Origin of the sequence: Paenibacillus xylanivorans (genome assembly GCF_001280595.1) — a bacterium.
Taxonomy (GTDB): Bacteria; Bacillota; Bacilli; order Paenibacillales; family Paenibacillaceae; genus Paenibacillus; species Paenibacillus xylanivorans.
In genome coordinates this window covers 1,117-17,123 of record NZ_LITU01000069.1, presented here as the reverse complement: position 1 = coordinate 17,123, position 16,007 = coordinate 1,117, and the positions used below count along the sequence as shown (strand labels likewise).

Sequence of the window (16,007 nt, the reverse complement as noted above, 5' to 3'; positions counted from 1 at the left end):
TAAATGATTTATTAGTAACTTATATAAAAGGATTTGCAACATTTTTTATTCCTAAGGCAGACACGGAATGGCTTGTTTTATTATGGAAAGAAAATATTAAAATGATTGAAATCTATATCCAATCATTAATCGAATCAAATTCATAATACATCATCTAAAAAAAGTAAAATTCAACTTTAATATGCTGAAATTCTCCGTAGTCCTAAAGGCCAGAACAAGTCGGGTCTCAACGAATGGAGGGATACTATTGGAGAAGAACTTTTTTAATCGAATTTTATTCAGGTGTAGAATGCGAGTCCTTAACAAATGTCTCGATTTGCTAATTAAATACATTTTTGAGAAAAAGCATTTCGTGAATTCCACTTCGAATATCAGCTTAATTGGTACAGACATTTGGTCTTTCATAGTCTTCATATACCGTTTCATGTCCTGCTCCTGCCAACGGCTTCGCTTAAAAACGTGCCGGCAGGTAGAACAAGAGAACTGCTTAATCCTATCAAGATCGTGCCGATGAAAACAGGATTAATCCAAAGTTTCGATGGACAGGAAATAGGTGGATAAATTACTTTTCATGTATTTGAGGAATCGCATCTTGAAGGAGGATTTTATGTTAAGCAGCGCATTTACGGAGTACAAATTGAAGCAACCAACCTGTGTGTGATGGATTCATTATGACCCATTGGTTTGGCTATGAATAGGTGTATTCAGTTTGACGCTTACTTATAATCTCTCTGCTTACTTCGTCAGTAAGCTCTATCCATTCTGGGTGCTGACTAAATTCTTTGAAGTCTGAGAGATATTTTTCACATAGTTGTTTGCAACGAATAGTAAAAACTTCATCTGCGATTTGCTTGTCACTAAAGAAGCACGGCTGTGAGCAAGAATCAAAAGTACATCCCTCTATTCCAGCTCAAAGGCTAGTTCATTTACCCGCAAGCTTCCCTTTCGGCCTTAGCTTCCCCTTCCTCGTACTACCCCTCTATGCAAAAATATTTCAATAACGTCAGCTTATTATATGTACCCGTATGTTCTTGCTGAGCCAAATAGCCAGTCTCCACCCATGCTCCAAGCTCCAAAACACCAGTATCAGGCTGTATTTCATCCAAAAACAGCTTAAACAATGTTGTTTTTCCAGTGCCGTTATCTCCAAGGAGCACAACCTTTTCTCCATATTGCAATCTTCCTTCGGTTTCGTGCAAAATCTGCTTGTTCCCGAAGCTCTTGGATAAATGCTCAAACTGCAATACGGCACGTCCGGAACGGTCTGACGGAGAAATTATAAAGCTAGCCTGCTTCTGATCTAATGCAGGTTTTTTAATGATCTCCAATTTCTCCAGCGCTTTACCGATCGAAGCGGCTCTTTTGAAAAACTTTTCGTTATCGCCATTTCGTCCCCATTCCTCCAGTCTGCGAATTGTTTTTTTCATCTTCTTTACAGCCTTTTGCTGCTCTTCGTATTGAGCGAACTGCTGCAACCCCCTTTCTTCCTTCTCCTTCATATAACCGCTGTAATTGCTGAAATAGACATGTGCTTCGCCATCCTCCAGCTCTATTATTTTATTGCATACAGGGTCAAAGAAATAGCGGACATGAGACACAATCATACAAGTTCCGTCATAGCGCTCAAGAAATTTCCCAAGCCATTCTATGCCTTTTAAATCAAGATGATTAGTCGGCTCATCGAGCAAGAGCAGCTCAGGCTTCATAACAAGCTGGGAAGCTAGCACAGCCCTTGTTTTTTCTCCGCCCGACAAACTGCCAAACTTTCTTTCATCATAACTGCGCTCTATCTGAAGACCGCTTGTTACTAGATCAATAGTTGTATCTATTTCATAACCCCCGCCAAGCTCAAAGCTTTCTTGCAATTGTGCATAAGCAAGCAGCAGTTTTTCCATTACTCCCGGATGCTCCGCTGCTTCAGTACTTGACATTTGCTGCTCCAACCGGTCTGTGAATCCTTTCTTCTTGTCAACACGCCTTCATCAACATGATCGCAGCCGGCTATTAGTCGAAGCAACTTAGATTTTCCGCTTCCGTTACGTTCTATTAACCCTGCTCGTTCGCCTTCCTGTAATTGAAAGGTTACTCCGTTCAAATCCATTTTAGATTTGTAATTAAAGGACACATAAGGAAAATGCCAAAATGTATTGCTGATTTTTACTGATGACCAATTTTTATGAGGTCAACACGAATAAAGGAGAACTCATATGTTGACTATATGTGTCCTCCTTTTATTCAATTAAAGCGCCCAATAATGATGTTTGATTTCAGCGAGTAGTCCAATGCCATTTGAGGGCTTCTTTTTCTATTTTTTTGACAAAATCATCTTTACCGTCACCATAGCCATCAATGTCAGTTGGATATTGGTCTGCAAGCTTACTTTTTAATTCTCCGTATTCCTTACATATTTCCAAACTTTGGCGAAGATAATCTCTGAACGATAGATGCCTTTCGATTTCTTGAATATTATCATACTGGAAAGCATGAATTTGATGAGTGCGATTGTCTCCACCCTTACGGAAGTATCTCCTTCCATTAATTCCAAATTCACCCATAACCTCATATCCAATATTTTCAAATTGTACAGAGAAAGTATCTAATTCATTGATGTCGTTTACTACAAGCAGAATGTCAATGATCGGTTTTGCTTTTAAATTTGGAACAGAAGTACTCCCAACATGAAAACTGTTCACTAATTCATCTTGAAGAATCTCCTTTATTGCATGTTCTTCTTTTAGATATTCGTTTTTCCAATTTGGATCATATTCTACTACTATGATATTCATTTCTTTGCCTCCCACTATAAAGTAATGTTTTTTTGTTTAGATGCATCTGTCAATAGATCAATGCCAGGAATATTGAACTTTTCCTTGGTTTTCTTTTTCATAATGATTATTTTATTTTACAAACGTCGCGACTATATTGCAAATCTATGTTTGGACCTACTTCGCTCATTCTTTTTACAAAGTCTTTTCCACCAACGGTACCTGTAGTTAAATCCCCCCATTCTAGCAAGTCTTTAAGAGTTGTATGAACTATTTCATCCCCTGCATGTCCCCAAGGGCTTTCATAGATTTCATATGCTCCTTGTTCATTTTCAAATATCTTAACAAATAATTTTAACACAAACACTTGACCTTAGGTCTGACCTAAGGTGTATCGTTGAGGTATTACAAGCTTTAGGAGTGAACTTTATGAAGAGTGAAATTACGATTAGTGAATTAGCCAATCTTATGAACGTGTCTGTTCATCAAATTCGTTATTTTGAAGAGAAAGGAGTTCTTGGGCCCGCATACACAGATAACAATCAGTATAGAATGTTCGGCATTGAGCAGATCTACCAGCTAGCACATATTCTATTGCTTCGCAAGCTGGGAGTGTCTGTTCAGTCCATAAAAAATTGTATGACCTCCTATTCTGCGGATCAATATCGACAGCTTTTTCATCATTCCTTGCGGGAAGTGGATGCGGAGTTACTGCGGCTCAAAGAGCTTCAGCAGTTCATCAAAAAAGTTTTGCATGAACAGCAAAACTTTAATTCACAGTCCAACCAGTATCAAATAAAGCAGCGAGACACCACCTACTTTGCAAGTTGGATTGAAATGGGTTCAAATTCTAAGCTTGATGCCAAACTGTTGGCTGAACAAGCGAAGCGCGTTCCGAACTTGTTCGAATTGGACATTCATTATATATATGATGGTTCGAGCACAATTACCTTATGCCTAGAAACTCAAGGGCCTGGCGATTTTTCTTTACCTGGAGGCAATTACCTTTCCATGCAGAGCCTAATTCATGAAGATGATGAGCTCGAACAAATGATTGAACAGTTGTACGACTATGCTGCTGCTCAATCATATACCATAGCGGGGCCCCTTATCCTCATTGAAAGATCCTATCTATCGTTATTTAGCAAGAACGAGTTGCATTACGAGTTGCAATTGTTGATCGAATCGTCTACAAAATCCGAAAGGAGTAACAATCATGACTACAGCACCGATAACAATTGAACCTATGCAGGCCAAGTATAATCTACAGGTCGGCCGCCTGCTTGTTCACGGGTTTCGCGGAAAATTTCAAAACTTGACGAACATGAATGATGACGATCTCGCTCTTTTTTTCGAAAAGCTGTTTGAACATTTTCCCACCGAACCGGCAAGTCAAAGAATGGTCGCCCTGCAAGATGGTGAAGTTATCGGGACAATATCCATCAAATGGAAGCCCGAATCTGACATAAAGCAAAAACTTCCTTCGTGGAAGAACTTCAATAGATTGGGAAAATGGAACCTGTTAAAAATGCTGATCGGGTTATCTTTATTAGATCATAAACCACAGGCTGGAGAATGTTATATTGCAGAGATTGTTGTCCATCCGGACCATCGAAGCAAGGGGGTTGGAAAGCTATTATTGCAGTGGGCGCAGCATTTTATGCAAACTGAGCCACACCTAGATATGCTGAGCTTACACGTCGTAGGTAGTAACCCACGTGCCAAGCATCTATACGAGCTCCTGTCATTCCAGACTCATTTACAAAAGAATAGCTTAGTGCGGCATCTTTTGTTCAATGAATCAAAATGGGAGTATATGGTTTTAAAATTAAGATGATCAGTAAAATTTTAAAGGAGCTATTTTATGAAAAAGAAAAAGATACAAAGTTGGGTGGGGAAAGCATATGCGTATATTTACTAAAGAAAAAATATCATTAGTTGTCATCTTAATCAACTTATTTATTGCCTTTGTAGGGGTAGGCCTTGCTGCCCCTATCATGCCATCCCTTGCAAAAGAAATGGGTTTAAGCGGCCAAATGATGGGATACATGATTTCTGCCTTTGCGTTTGCCATGCTTCTCGTCTCTCCTATTGCCGGTATCTGGGTAGATACGATGGGAAGAAAGAAAATGATTGTACTCGGTCTATTCCTCTTTTCTTTCTCGGAGCTGTTATTTGCCATTGGCAACGAGGTATGGGTACTGTTTCTTTCCAGAATTTTAGGAGGAATTGGCGATGCCCTAATTATGCCAGCAGTAACTGCTTTTATCGCGGATAGCACTTCATTAGAAGAGAGAGCTAAAGTCATGGGATATCAAGCTGCTGCGATTAGTTTAGGGTTCATCATTGGTCCTGGCGTTGGCGGGTTTGTAGCCGAATTGGGCATACGCGCCCCATTCTTTTTCGCAGCAGGCTTCGCCCTGGTCGCTGCTTTCATTTCACTCCTTGTTTTGCAAGAACCTTTATCTAAAGAACAACTTATAAAGAACAGAAAAGGGAAATCAAAAACAAGCTTTTTATCAGAGATTAAGAAGTCTTTTCATCCTTTATATTTGATGCCCCTGATCATTGTATTCGTATTGTCTTTTGGACTATCTACCTATGAAATGATGTTCAGCCTTTTTGTAGATTCGAAATTCGGTTTTACTGCTAAAGATATAGCCGTCATTATTACAGTAGGCTCTATCTCGGGTGTGGTAGCTCAATTGATGTTCTTTGATAAGCTGGTAAATAAGTTCGGCGAGAAGAAGCTTATTCATGCCATGATTATCGTTGCTGCTATTTTCATTGTTGCTTCTGTGTTTGTCAGTCGTTATTGGAGCATTATGGCCGTTTCCAGCATTGTATTTTTCGCCTGTGATTTACTTCGTCCTGCTGCGACAACATTACTTTCCAAAGTGGCAGGGGAAGAGCAAGGATTTGTCGCTGGGATGAATTCGATGTATACAAGTCTGGGAATTATCATTGGACCGGCATTAGGCGGTATTTTATTTGATGTGAATATTAATTTGCCTTATATTTTCGCAGCAGTAGTGCTGTTTGCCGCTTTTGTAATGTCAGTAGTGTGGAAAAGTAAAGCAAGGGAATCCATTTCATAATACCTTGATCTGCTGAAGGGAACATCAAGAAGAGGAGCCTCTCTGCATATGCTAAGCATCTTTTATCATAGACAAAACCTGATAAAAATTTGTAGAGGGTTGGTTGAAGAAATGCGGATCTCAGTCACGTTATCTTTAGTTATCTTATTCGCAGGCATCTGTTCGATTCTGTTAGTTTTTCAAGGACATCGTGAATGGTCCTTTTTTAGCTTTGGTTTAGGTGTCGTCTTACATGCGTTAAGACCGAAGCCGATCAAGGGAGAAGCTTTCTCGCAAAGTATCCACTCTCTTAGCCAATTAGTTACATTTGGAACAGTTCCCGGAATTATGTTGAATAACACTGCCCTATCTCCCAATTCATTTTTTGTTTGGGTTTGTATCGGTATATTTGTTAGCGCCTGCGCAATCCAACTAACACATAAAAATATGAGGTTCCCTAGTAAAGTGAACAAAAGAATGTCTGTTGCTGCAGGCGGAAGTCTTTTGGCTATGTATGCACTATTTGTAGCAAAATATTCAATCATACTTACGACATTATTCGTATTGCTTTTGAGCTTGCTTATTGTTTTTCCTATTCGAGAAAGGAATTACAGGATGTGACATTGATGAATATTGAAGCGCTATTTGAGCAATATGGATATGCAGTCCTGTTCATAGGATTACTGCTGGAGTTCATTGCTCTTCCCTTTCCAGGGGAAATAACAATGCTGTATGTGGGGTATCTGTCTTATCTAGGTGTGTTAAACGGATGGACGGCACTTTTTTTAGCGTTTACCGGAACGACATTAGGAATGACTGTGACATATGTTATCGGTCTGAAAGTGGGAATGCCTTTTATTCAGCGTTTTGGCAAATGGGTGTTCATTACACCAGGCAAATTCTATAAAACGAAAAAATGGTTTAACAGGCGCGGTAATTTTCTTGTATTCATCGGCTATTTTATTCCCGGTGTTCGTCATATAACCGGTTATTTAACAGGTATTTTGGGTTCTTCGTTTCGAACCTTTGCAGTCTATGCTTATAGCGGCGCCTTGTTCTGGTGTATTAGCTTCATCGGGTTGGGAAACATATTTGGCTCACAATGGGACAATTTGTTGCACACCATTGAGAGTTATTCTTTGAGCATCGTAATCATCTTGGTACTGCTTGGAGCTGTTGCCTGGCTAGTAAAACGAATGGTTCAATCGTCACGTCGCAAAACACTAAAAGGGGATGAAGTGGAATGAGTCAATCGAAAACAAGGATAACTGCCCTTGATTTTGCGAGAGCATTGGCGATCTTCGGAATGATTCTCGTGAACTATAAGCTTGCAATGCAGGCAGAGCATAGCGGACCGGGATGGCTACAATCGATAGCAGGTCTGTTTGAGGGGAGAGCATCTGCATTGTTTGTCGTGTTGGCTGGCATCGGGGTGGCATTAATGACCTCGAAAGCCCGTAACTCAATGAACGGGGAGCTCATTCGTCAAAGCCGGAACAGCTTGTACAAGAGAGCTGCTTTTCTGTTTATAGCTGGCGTGCTTTTATTGTTAATGGGCTGGAGTGCCGACATTTTGCATTATTATGCGGTGTTTATGCTTGTAGCTGCAGTCTTGATCACCGTATCCGATAATAAAATACTCGGTTTGTTTTCGATGATCTTGGTAGCATCACAGTTGTTTTTAGTCATGTTCGATTACACCAAAGGGTGGAACTTGAGTTTTAAAGATTATACGGGTTTTTGGACAATAGAAGGGTTCATTCGTAATCTGTTATTTAACGGATTCCATCCGATCTTTCCTTGGCTGAGCTTCTTCCTCATCGGCATGTGGATTGGCAGAAAACGTTGGCTGAATAAGGAAAACCGATCGAAGGTACTGTTGTATTCATTGTCAGGAACGGTTGTTTTTGAATCCCTTTCCTTCTTCTTGATCAAATGGGCTTCCCCTGGACTGGGGAATGAAGCGGCACATTATTTGTTTGGGACGAAACCGATGCCGCCGACAATGCTGTATGTGCTCTCAGGAATTTGTTCGGCTATGGCCGTGATCGCGATTTGTCTTTATGTCGTCGATAAATTTGAGCAGTCCGTTCTTACGCAAGCACTGATCAGTACCGGGCAGTTATCGTTATCTCATTATATAGGACATGTGGTGATCGGATTGGGGATGCTTAATATAACAGGCTATTTGGAAAATGGCGGCCTTGTTTTTGCAATGGCATACGGATGCTTATATTTTTTAATGGCCATTATCTTTTCGCATATGTGGAGAAAATGGATGACGAGAGGGCCGATCGAGTTGCTTATGAGAAAATTATGCTAACATGGAAGAAGCAAAGGGTTCTGTAATATGGCAGTACTATAAAAAAAGAGTGAAAGCTAGCGAAGGTAGACTATTACAAAAAGGAGTAGCTTTAGCTTATCTTTTGCACCAATCTGGCTTAAGAGAGCAGACAACCACGTCTCAATTGACGTGGTTGTGATTCTTCGTATGTACATCCTGCCTTCTCACATCATCATTCCCCATGTACACATCGAGCAGAAGCTTCGTGCAGATTTGGGTTCACTACATGCGGCAGCCCTTGGCTTGCGGCAAATTTCCCCGAATGCTACAGCTTTGCGTAGCACTGACTGACCGATGAGAATAAAGGGAAAAAGGCCGAATAGATGTTTCTAGCAAAAGCGTAATACAAACACATAACTTCTCTCACCTCATGCGCCTCGACGATCACAACGACCATTGGTATCCACTTACGAACAGAACAAAACATATTAATGTCCATTGATATCGCTCTGAGTTGTAGAAGGTACGATTAACGGTTTCCTTATTTTCCATGACCGCTATCCACTGTCCGCCGTTGATGAAAAACCTTACTTTTGAAAATGTTCGCGTCTTTTCTCCGCTGACATACACTTCTTTAGGATCGAATAATTATTTATATAATGTTGTCGTTTTGTCTAAATTTTCAACCATAAATGTTATAAGCTTATATTCTCAATCATTATCATCTTTCCTTTCTTAGATAAAGCCTGATTCTTTCGAAAATTTGATTCGATACTGTCCCGGCGTTAAACCCGTCCATTTCTTAAAAGCGCTTTGAAATGCGCTTGGCTCCGAAAAATACAGCAAATAGGCAATATCGCCGATGGAATACTCTCTTTTTTGCAAATAACTCATGGCCAATTCCTTGCGTACCCGTACAGATAACTCATTATAGGAAGTTTGCTCGGCCTTCAATTTATTTTGGAGTGTTCTTATGCTTATTTTGAAATATTCCGCAGTTTGCTGTAAGGTCGAAAAAAAGGAAGGAACACACTCTTTCATCCACTGAATTACCCGGTCTGAAAACCTACTTGCCTGGGTCAGCTCATCCTTGGTTTCCCGTGCAATATTCTCGAATACTCCCAGCAGTCTTGCATCAGAGTACAGAATCGGATATTTCAGCACATCCTTACTCATACGCAGAACATTATCTTTCCCTCCAAAGCAGGGAATTTTCCCGAAAACCGCAGTATAGGGCCGTAAATCCGCCGGCGCATCATGTATAAAACGAATTTCTTGCAACGGGATGTGTTGGTTGCTAAGCTTGTTGATCAAATGACACAGCGAACTCGCCATCTCCTCTACGACATGGCGCGATATTTGACCGGGAAGCTGTAAAAAAAATCGAATAAGGACATCGTCCCCCTCCACTTCCCAATCCAGATTGAAAACGTTGCATAGAATCACATTGTATCTCTGATAAGCGGTTAGCGCATCGACAATGTTTTTCGAATGAAGCAGCACATAACCGAGAATGCCCATATCGGCAAGCTCTATGATCTGTCCTTGGTGCAAGCCAAAATAATTGTCCTGCGTGTAATTCGCGGCAGCAATCATCAATCGCTCCAATCCCTCTTCGGTAATACGAGCCTCCGTATCCTGTAATAAACTACGGTCAACGAAACATACTTGAAATATTTCTCTATTTCATATCCTTTATGAACAATGGTCTTTATAATCGGATATACCACAGTGATGGGAACTCCCGGGTTCTTCATTATCTACTCCCCCTTTGCGTGAATAAGCAGGATAATTGCGCTTTTGATTATTCATTTATCTTTCAATTCATTCTATGCTAATTACAGTCTTGTACTATATTATATCGCAAGCAATAAATGAATTATAACTACAGGAGGAACTGGATATGAAATCGAAAATTCTCATTATAAACGGACATCCCGACCCGCAGAGCTTCTGTTCGGCCTTGTCCGACAGTTATATGAAGGGGGCTTTGGCCAACAAAGCTCAGGTTCGCTCTATTGATTTGAGCAAGATCCAATTTGACCCAAACCTAAAGTTTGGTTACCGTAAAAGAACGGAATTAGAGGAAGATCTGCTAAAAGCGCAAGAACTCATCCGCTGGGCGGATCACCTTGTATTCGTTTATCCTACATGGTGGGGTGTAATGCCGGCCATCCTGAAAGGATTTATTGATCGGGTCTTTCTCCCTGGCTTTGCTTACAAATACCGGGATAATTCTTCTACAGTGGACAAGCTTTTATCCGGCAAGTCCTCGCGTTTGATCGTCACTGCTGATACTCCATTCTGGTACAATAAGTTGGCATATAAGAACGCAGAATACAATGTCATGAAACGCAACATATTGAAATTTTGCGGAGTATCGCCTGTACGTGTTACTGAGATTGGTCCAATCAAAGGGTCATCGGATAAAGCGCGAGCTGGGTGGCTGGCTAAAGTGAGTCAGCTCGGGTCGCAACTAGCTTGAGTATATTCAGTATGGGTGCTACTGCATAAATGAAAGATATACACTGTTTGCACAGCAAATACCGGTGTTTATCATATAATCTTAGAGGAGCTGGACTTAAGACAAGCTCCTTTATTTTATACCTCGGAAACGGCAATAGCCAGGTGGCTGCGTTAAAATCATTTTCCGAGTTAGATAACATAATTAAACATTTATCAAAAACGATTTGTCAAAACTAGTCGCAGCCATGGAAACAATCGAATCCATTTACTCGAAAGTATGTTCTTCCGATTCAGAGTCTTCATTCGGCCATTTCAACCTGGAGATGCTGGTACACCTTCATGGAAGGTTTTGTGATAAGATCTATCATTTTGGCAGATGTTTGAACATTACGTCACGAAGGCAGTCAGTTAAAATGAAATCGCTTTTAAAAAAAAGTTGACAAGGGCGACGGCTCCAATTTGCGAGAAACCAACTAATGATTACTAAAAAGCAAAAAACCTTGAATATCAGAGGCCACTGAAGAACTTACATTTTTCCTTGCAAGTATGTCCAGATCCCTATTTTGGGATAGATGTCTTCTTTTTTTGGACCCTAAGCAAGCTAGACTTCCGGATTTATTCATCCGCTAACTTCAATATTCGCTTTAGATTCACAGCAAATATGGCCATTGCACCTTGTAATTGCATCCCAAGTAAACCCGAGGATGTGGCTATATCATACCCGTGTCCATGTTTGAGTTCACTGTTCTTTGCTTCAATTTTGTAACGCTCTTTGGATTTCTTTTTGAAATATTCTGTTTCTTGAAATGCCATTTGTTTGGAATGTTCTTCAGATTTTATCGAAACGGAATACGTCTTGCTTTTCGCACCTTCTCTGTAGCAACCTTCCTTCAGTGCACAACGCACACATCGCTCTACATCAAAATAATAAGTATCTGTTTGGTTTTTACCGATACTTTTCTTGCCTTGCCGAGCCTTGCGGACGGCCATGTGTCCAGCTGGACACACGTACAATCCTGCATCCTTGTTAAACAGGAACTCCTCTTCCTTTTTACGGTTGCCTTGCGTAATGAGTGGATTCAGTTTCGCCACAAGTTCAATCTCATTTTTATGGGTGTATACAATATTATCCCTCTCGGAATAAGCTGCGTCTCCAATGACGGTCTTCACCTGCATGTCAGCTGCTTTGCTTTTTTCGATTAATTCCTGCAATTGTTTGCCATCATTCTTCTCTCCTGTTGTAATAACGGCCGCTGTAATAATCTGTTCCTCGGTCATTGCCAGGTGTGTTTTGTATCCAAAGAAAGCAGAGTCTGCGCTCTTGTGTCCCACTCGTGCGTCGGGATCCGCCGCCAGGCGAAGCTGCTCGACGTCATCTGAGATCGTTTCTTTCAGCAGGTTTAGAGGCTCTAGAATTTTCGGTACTTGTGCGATCCCAGATTCGGTTTCGACGAAAGCGACAAGCTTCTGGCAATACTCGATTTCATCTTCGAGTTCGTTGTTTGTATTCTTTGCCGGCATGTTGGCTTTGGCCGATTCATCCAAGGTATATATCGCTTTGCGCAACTTCCGTGCATGGTCTTGCAGAATGTCTTGCGGTGACTTCTGGTTGTAGCGCGCTTTTGTATGCGTAGCATCGACGATAATGGAATGGCTCTTCACAATATTCTGTTCGATCGCAAGCGTCACTGTTTTACCAATGAGCATGTCTAGCAAATCCATATCTTTCAATCGCAATTTGCGGAATTTGGTCAGGGAGCTTGAGTCAATAACGGAATCTTCCGGCGCCATACCGAGAAAGTATTTGAACGACATGTCATACTTCGAGCGTTCAACGATGTCTACGTCAGACAGTTCAAAGATCGCTTTGAGCAGTAAGTATTTAAACATGCGAATTAGGATCGATGGCGTTACGTCCATTGTCCAAAGAATATTTCGCTTCGAGTTCTTCATAAATGAAAGTAACGTCCACGAGCTCGTTGATTTGACGGAGCATATTGTCCTTCGGAACGACGATGTCATACAGTGCCGCATAAGGACTCAGGACTAAGGTTTGTTGTTGTCGAATCATCTGCTCTCACCTACTTTTCGTGATAACTCAATTATACGCAAAAAAAGGTACAGCCTCTTCAATTTTCTTGAAGAACTGTACCTTTTTCTAAATGAGGACTTTTTCAGTGGCCTCGAATATCAAGGGTTTTCTTTGTATGGAGCCTAGGGGGATCGAACCCCTGACCTCATCGCTGCCAGTGGAGAGATGGGGTTTTGTACGTTAGGAAAAATGTGGGGGAAGGCCTTGTGAGGCAAGGCTTTCTTGAGTTTTATGTTTCTACGTTCTAGTGCGCCGCGGCGTACAGAAATGAAAAAGTGTGACCAGAAATGTGACCAATAAACCCATGGCTAGAATCACTGTTTGTATATTTTTTCGACCGATCTAACGTCCTTTTCAACCCATTACACACCTCATCCATTTTATAATATATTTCCTTTGCATGATCTCTTCTGCTATCTCTTGAATCAATATCTTATTGCTTTACGTATTTCTTCTAATTCAGCAAACTCTAACTTTAAGGTTATAGTTTCGAAGCCGTCTAATCAGTATGGAATCAATTCAATATGTTAAGAATATTCGTAGATTCAATAGGTATTATGCAAATATTCTAGGTAAAATACCATTAACAGAGGCACGGATAATAACAGAAATAAATCCACCTTAGAAGTGGCTGTACGTCCACTGAAGTTAGAGAAAAACTTGGGACTGACCGAAGCTACATGAGCCGAATTATCCAACGATTTGAGAACGAGAATGTAATCTTCAAAAAAAACAGTCAAGAGAGGATAAACGTCAGTATTCCCTCTTCTTAACCCAAGATGGCGAGAACATTTATAAAGACATGGTTGAAAACGCACGTCGCGGAGTAGATAACATTACCCATTGGATTCCGAATATTATCAAAGCATTTCAAAAAAAATATCCCAACATTGACTATGAGCTTTTGCTTGGCGACTATATGGAAATTGAAAGCTGGATTTTGGAAGGCGCGTGGATTGCGGTTTTCTTAGGCTTCCCGCACATCCCGAACTGGAAACGGTCTTTTTGGAGCAAGACAAGCTGCTTGTGATCCTGCCGGAAAACCACCCGCTAGCCGATTGTGAACGATTTCCTGTCAAAGCGTTAGGCGAAGACCCATTTATGCTTTTAGAAAAGGCCAAGGGCTGAAATATCGGAAATATTTGAGCGATGTAATATTGCACCAAAGGTACATTTTACTACATGGGATGATTATGCCATCATGTCGATGGTGGAAAGTGGTTTTGGTATCAGCATTTTGCCGGAGCTTATTTCGCAGCGTATTCCCTACCGAATTGTGGTAAGGGAACTGGAAGTACCGGCCTACCGTAAGATCGGCCTTGCAATAAAAGATAAAAAATCCGCATCGCTCGCGGTTAAGCGATTTTTAGATTATCTGCATTACAGGAACAATTCTGAGAAAAAAGAAGCATAACAACTTTAACTTGTTATCGGTAGGTCAGTTTTCTTTCCCCGCAAATGTCTAAGAAAATCGATCAGCGCCGCCAATTTGATGAGTTCCTAGCCGCCGTAGATGTCATGTCATAGTGACCGATACCGTAGAAGGCGTACAGAAAGCCATTTGGAAAGAACCCCGCACCGTACCTATTAGGAGTAATTATTTTAGGTATGATTTTTGCTGAAGGTTCTGCCAACGATAGGATTCCATTAATTATGGTAGATGGTTATGAGACCTCATCCACAACCAGTACCTTTATTTACAGCATATTCTTGGCTTCCATGACTATCATCGGTGCAATCGGTGATTCGATTGGGTTGCGTATGGCATTAATTGTAGTACTCATAGTTATCATTGTTTCAGGTTAGTAGCACACGCCGCCAAACCCATTGAAGAAAAAGAAAAATAATCAATTAAATTAACGTAAAAGGAAAACGCATGTCTCAAGGAGACCATACCTCAAAACATGCGTTTTTGTTTTGATTTTAGTTCATATTGGTCATTGAAACCAATACTTCTGCCCCTCTTTTAGAATTCTATGAGTGAATAATTTAAAGTACATCTCTGTCTTGATCCTCCAGCTCTTATCATGGACTATTCTTCTTTATCTTTAAAGCGACCAAAGCGGCTTAAGTCAAGAACAACAAGCACATCACCAAGTTCTTAAACAATCTCCTGTTAAATCGGTCTTGAATAGTTTTTATCAGACTACTGTTTAAATGCGACCACACCGATATTCCTCAAGTTCTAGCTGGGATTCAAATTCAGATCTTTCGAATTAACCCTGACATAGTCGGATAGCACTGATGAGTTTAATCTGGCTTTAATAAGTAAAAAACAAATATTCCTTTATCGTTCCTCTTCAATAGATAACCATTTGTTCTTCCTAGTCTTTGCCCAGAAATACATCCCCATTCCTGCAATGGTAAATATTGCTCCTTAACACCGCTGGTTGGGACTTTCTCCCCGCGCTGAAGGGACTGTTAAGTTTGGGCCACCTAATTCAGGGGACGATTGCAAGATTCAGCCAACTTCAGCTATGGACTCTATGCTGTTAATCTCTCTCTTAATTCCTTATCTGGTACTCATATATTCTTGTTCAATCATCACTTACATTATATCTCCAGTTATTTCTTTCACAAGAATCAGATAACAAAATTAAATATGGTTTAATTACGCCAATCATGTGGCAACAGTTCTTTCAGAGTAACAATTATCTCATTCCCCTCCATTACTTCAGTCTTTAAATTGTCATCATGTATTCGGCTTATTAATTCTCGACACCGCCCACATGGCGGCATAATATTCCCATCACTTCCGGCAGCAATCATTTTTAATACTCGATGCCTTGCCGAACGTAAACCCTGAATTTCCCCTGTGATTTCTTGCCGCCGATCTGCTGTTTGCAGAGCAATTTGATAGTCCGCAGATAAATAAAAGGGTTCATTTTCTATCCTTTCTGAAGAATTACCGTAGCAGTTCTTCTTGCTACTTTGTATTTTAATCGTAATATGCATGGACAAAGCTGTAAAAGCGCTTGCAGCCATGAACGGGCTGGTACTGGAAATCGTCAAGCGCTGCGAAGGGGCCAAAGGCTTCGTCGTTCTCGCCCGACGCTGGGTCGTGGAGCGTACCGTCGCATGGCTCAATCGCTGCCGTCGGCTGGCAAAGGACTGGGTAGCCTCCATCGCTTCATCTGAAGCCCGGCTGCTCATCGTAGCCATCCGGCCATGACGCGCCGCTCCATCGCAAGAGCTTGAATAAAAAAGAATTTAATTGTGGGTCGGACTCTCAGTCAGTGGAGTCGGGAGAAATCACATCCCACTTTCCAAACAGCGTTAAACCTGCCGCTTTAGCCAGCGAGATAGACGCCTGGTTATCGAGC

General features: G+C 41.0%; 14 protein-coding genes and 3 pseudogenes. 10 read left to right on the top strand and 7 right to left on the bottom strand.

Annotated features, from left to right (window positions below):
- Positions 1-971: 971 nt before the first annotated feature.
- The 4 genes from AMS66_RS34415 to AMS66_RS19785 form a co-directional block, all read right to left on the bottom strand.
- Positions 972-1,931 carry an ATP-binding cassette domain-containing protein gene (locus AMS66_RS34415; RefSeq protein WP_053782435.1) on the bottom strand — a complete coding sequence of 320 codons (960 nt, stop codon included), beginning with the start codon at positions 1,929-1,931 and terminating at the stop codon, positions 972-974.
- Complete coding sequence (locus AMS66_RS34750; RefSeq protein WP_082350800.1) at positions 1,895-2,101, bottom strand: ATP-binding cassette domain-containing protein; 207 nt, start codon at positions 2,099-2,101, stop codon at positions 1,895-1,897. Before AMS66_RS34750 ends, AMS66_RS34415 begins: the two co-directional genes overlap by 37 nt.
- Before the next feature lie 166 nt (positions 2,102-2,267).
- The gene (locus AMS66_RS19790; RefSeq protein ID WP_053782434.1) at positions 2,268-2,786 is read right to left on the bottom strand and encodes a GrpB family protein; all 519 of its coding nucleotides are present in this window, start codon (positions 2,784-2,786) and stop codon (positions 2,268-2,270) included.
- Positions 2,787-2,892: 106 nt separating this feature from the next.
- Entirely contained in the window at positions 2,893-3,126 is a 234-nt protein-coding gene (locus AMS66_RS19785; RefSeq protein WP_053782433.1) for a hypothetical protein, read from the bottom strand.
- A gap of 68 nt (positions 3,127-3,194) precedes the next feature.
- Between AMS66_RS19785 and AMS66_RS19780 the strand changes: the two genes are divergently transcribed.
- The 6 genes from AMS66_RS19780 to AMS66_RS19755 all read left to right on the top strand — a co-directional run bounded on the left by AMS66_RS19780 (position 3,195) and on the right by AMS66_RS19755 (position 8,165).
- Complete coding sequence (locus AMS66_RS19780) at positions 3,195-4,007, top strand: helix-turn-helix domain-containing protein (RefSeq protein ID WP_053782432.1); 813 nt, start codon at positions 3,195-3,197, stop codon at positions 4,005-4,007.
- Positions 3,982-4,602, top strand: a complete 621-nt coding sequence (locus AMS66_RS19775) for a GNAT family N-acetyltransferase (RefSeq protein WP_053782431.1) — start codon at positions 3,982-3,984, stop codon at positions 4,600-4,602. The genes AMS66_RS19780 and AMS66_RS19775 overlap by 26 nt, the downstream gene beginning before the upstream one ends.
- 67 nt (positions 4,603-4,669) lie before the next feature.
- Positions 4,670-5,863, top strand: a complete 1,194-nt coding sequence (locus tag AMS66_RS19770; protein WP_053782430.1) for an MFS transporter — start codon at positions 4,670-4,672, stop codon at positions 5,861-5,863.
- A gap of 48 nt (positions 5,864-5,911) precedes the next feature.
- Positions 5,912-6,463: a CDP-alcohol phosphatidyltransferase family protein gene (locus tag AMS66_RS19765; RefSeq protein ID WP_053782429.1), complete on the top strand. Its 552-nt coding sequence runs from the start codon at positions 5,912-5,914 to the stop codon at positions 6,461-6,463.
- A 5-nt stretch (positions 6,464-6,468) separates the two neighbouring features.
- Positions 6,469-7,089, top strand: coding sequence for a DedA family protein (locus AMS66_RS19760; RefSeq protein WP_053782428.1), 621 nt, complete (start codon positions 6,469-6,471; stop codon positions 7,087-7,089).
- Entirely contained in the window at positions 7,086-8,165 is a 1,080-nt protein-coding gene (locus AMS66_RS19755) for a DUF418 domain-containing protein (RefSeq protein WP_053782427.1), read from the top strand. The genes AMS66_RS19760 and AMS66_RS19755 overlap by 4 nt, the downstream gene beginning before the upstream one ends.
- A 696-nt stretch (positions 8,166-8,861) precedes the next feature.
- Here the strand turns inward: AMS66_RS19755 and AMS66_RS19750 are convergent.
- Positions 8,862-9,749: an AraC family transcriptional regulator gene (locus AMS66_RS19750; protein ID WP_236703536.1), complete on the bottom strand. Its 888-nt coding sequence runs from the start codon at positions 9,747-9,749 to the stop codon at positions 8,862-8,864.
- A 280-nt stretch (positions 9,750-10,029) separates the two neighbouring features.
- Between AMS66_RS19750 and AMS66_RS19745 the strand changes: the two genes are divergently transcribed.
- Complete coding sequence (locus AMS66_RS19745; protein WP_053782426.1) at positions 10,030-10,611, top strand: NAD(P)H-dependent oxidoreductase; 582 nt, start codon at positions 10,030-10,032, stop codon at positions 10,609-10,611.
- Positions 10,612-11,207: 596 nt separating this feature from the next.
- Here AMS66_RS19745 and AMS66_RS19740 read toward each other — a convergent pair.
- Positions 11,208-12,663, bottom strand: a pseudogene (locus AMS66_RS19740) (IS1182 family transposase).
- An 859-nt stretch (positions 12,664-13,522) separates the two neighbouring features.
- On the opposite strand from AMS66_RS19740, the pseudogene AMS66_RS19735 reads away from it, so the two are divergent.
- Together AMS66_RS19735 and AMS66_RS19730 are read left to right on the top strand one after the other, a co-directional pair.
- Positions 13,523-14,098 (top strand): annotated as a pseudogene (locus AMS66_RS19735) (LysR family transcriptional regulator substrate-binding protein); the annotation flags it as partial.
- 194 nt (positions 14,099-14,292) lie between these two features.
- Entirely contained in the window at positions 14,293-14,490 is a 198-nt protein-coding gene (locus AMS66_RS19730) for a hypothetical protein (protein WP_053782425.1), read from the top strand.
- An 801-nt stretch (positions 14,491-15,291) separates the two neighbouring features.
- On the opposite strand, the gene AMS66_RS32405 is transcribed toward AMS66_RS19730, so the two are convergent.
- Complete coding sequence (locus tag AMS66_RS32405; RefSeq protein ID WP_201782203.1) at positions 15,292-15,639, bottom strand: hypothetical protein; 348 nt, start codon at positions 15,637-15,639, stop codon at positions 15,292-15,294.
- A gap of 1 nt (position 15,640) precedes the next feature.
- On the opposite strand from AMS66_RS32405, the pseudogene AMS66_RS31875 reads away from it, so the two are divergent.
- Positions 15,641-15,856: pseudogene (locus tag AMS66_RS31875) on the top strand (transposase); the annotation flags it as partial.
- Positions 15,857-16,007 lie beyond the last annotated feature (151 nt).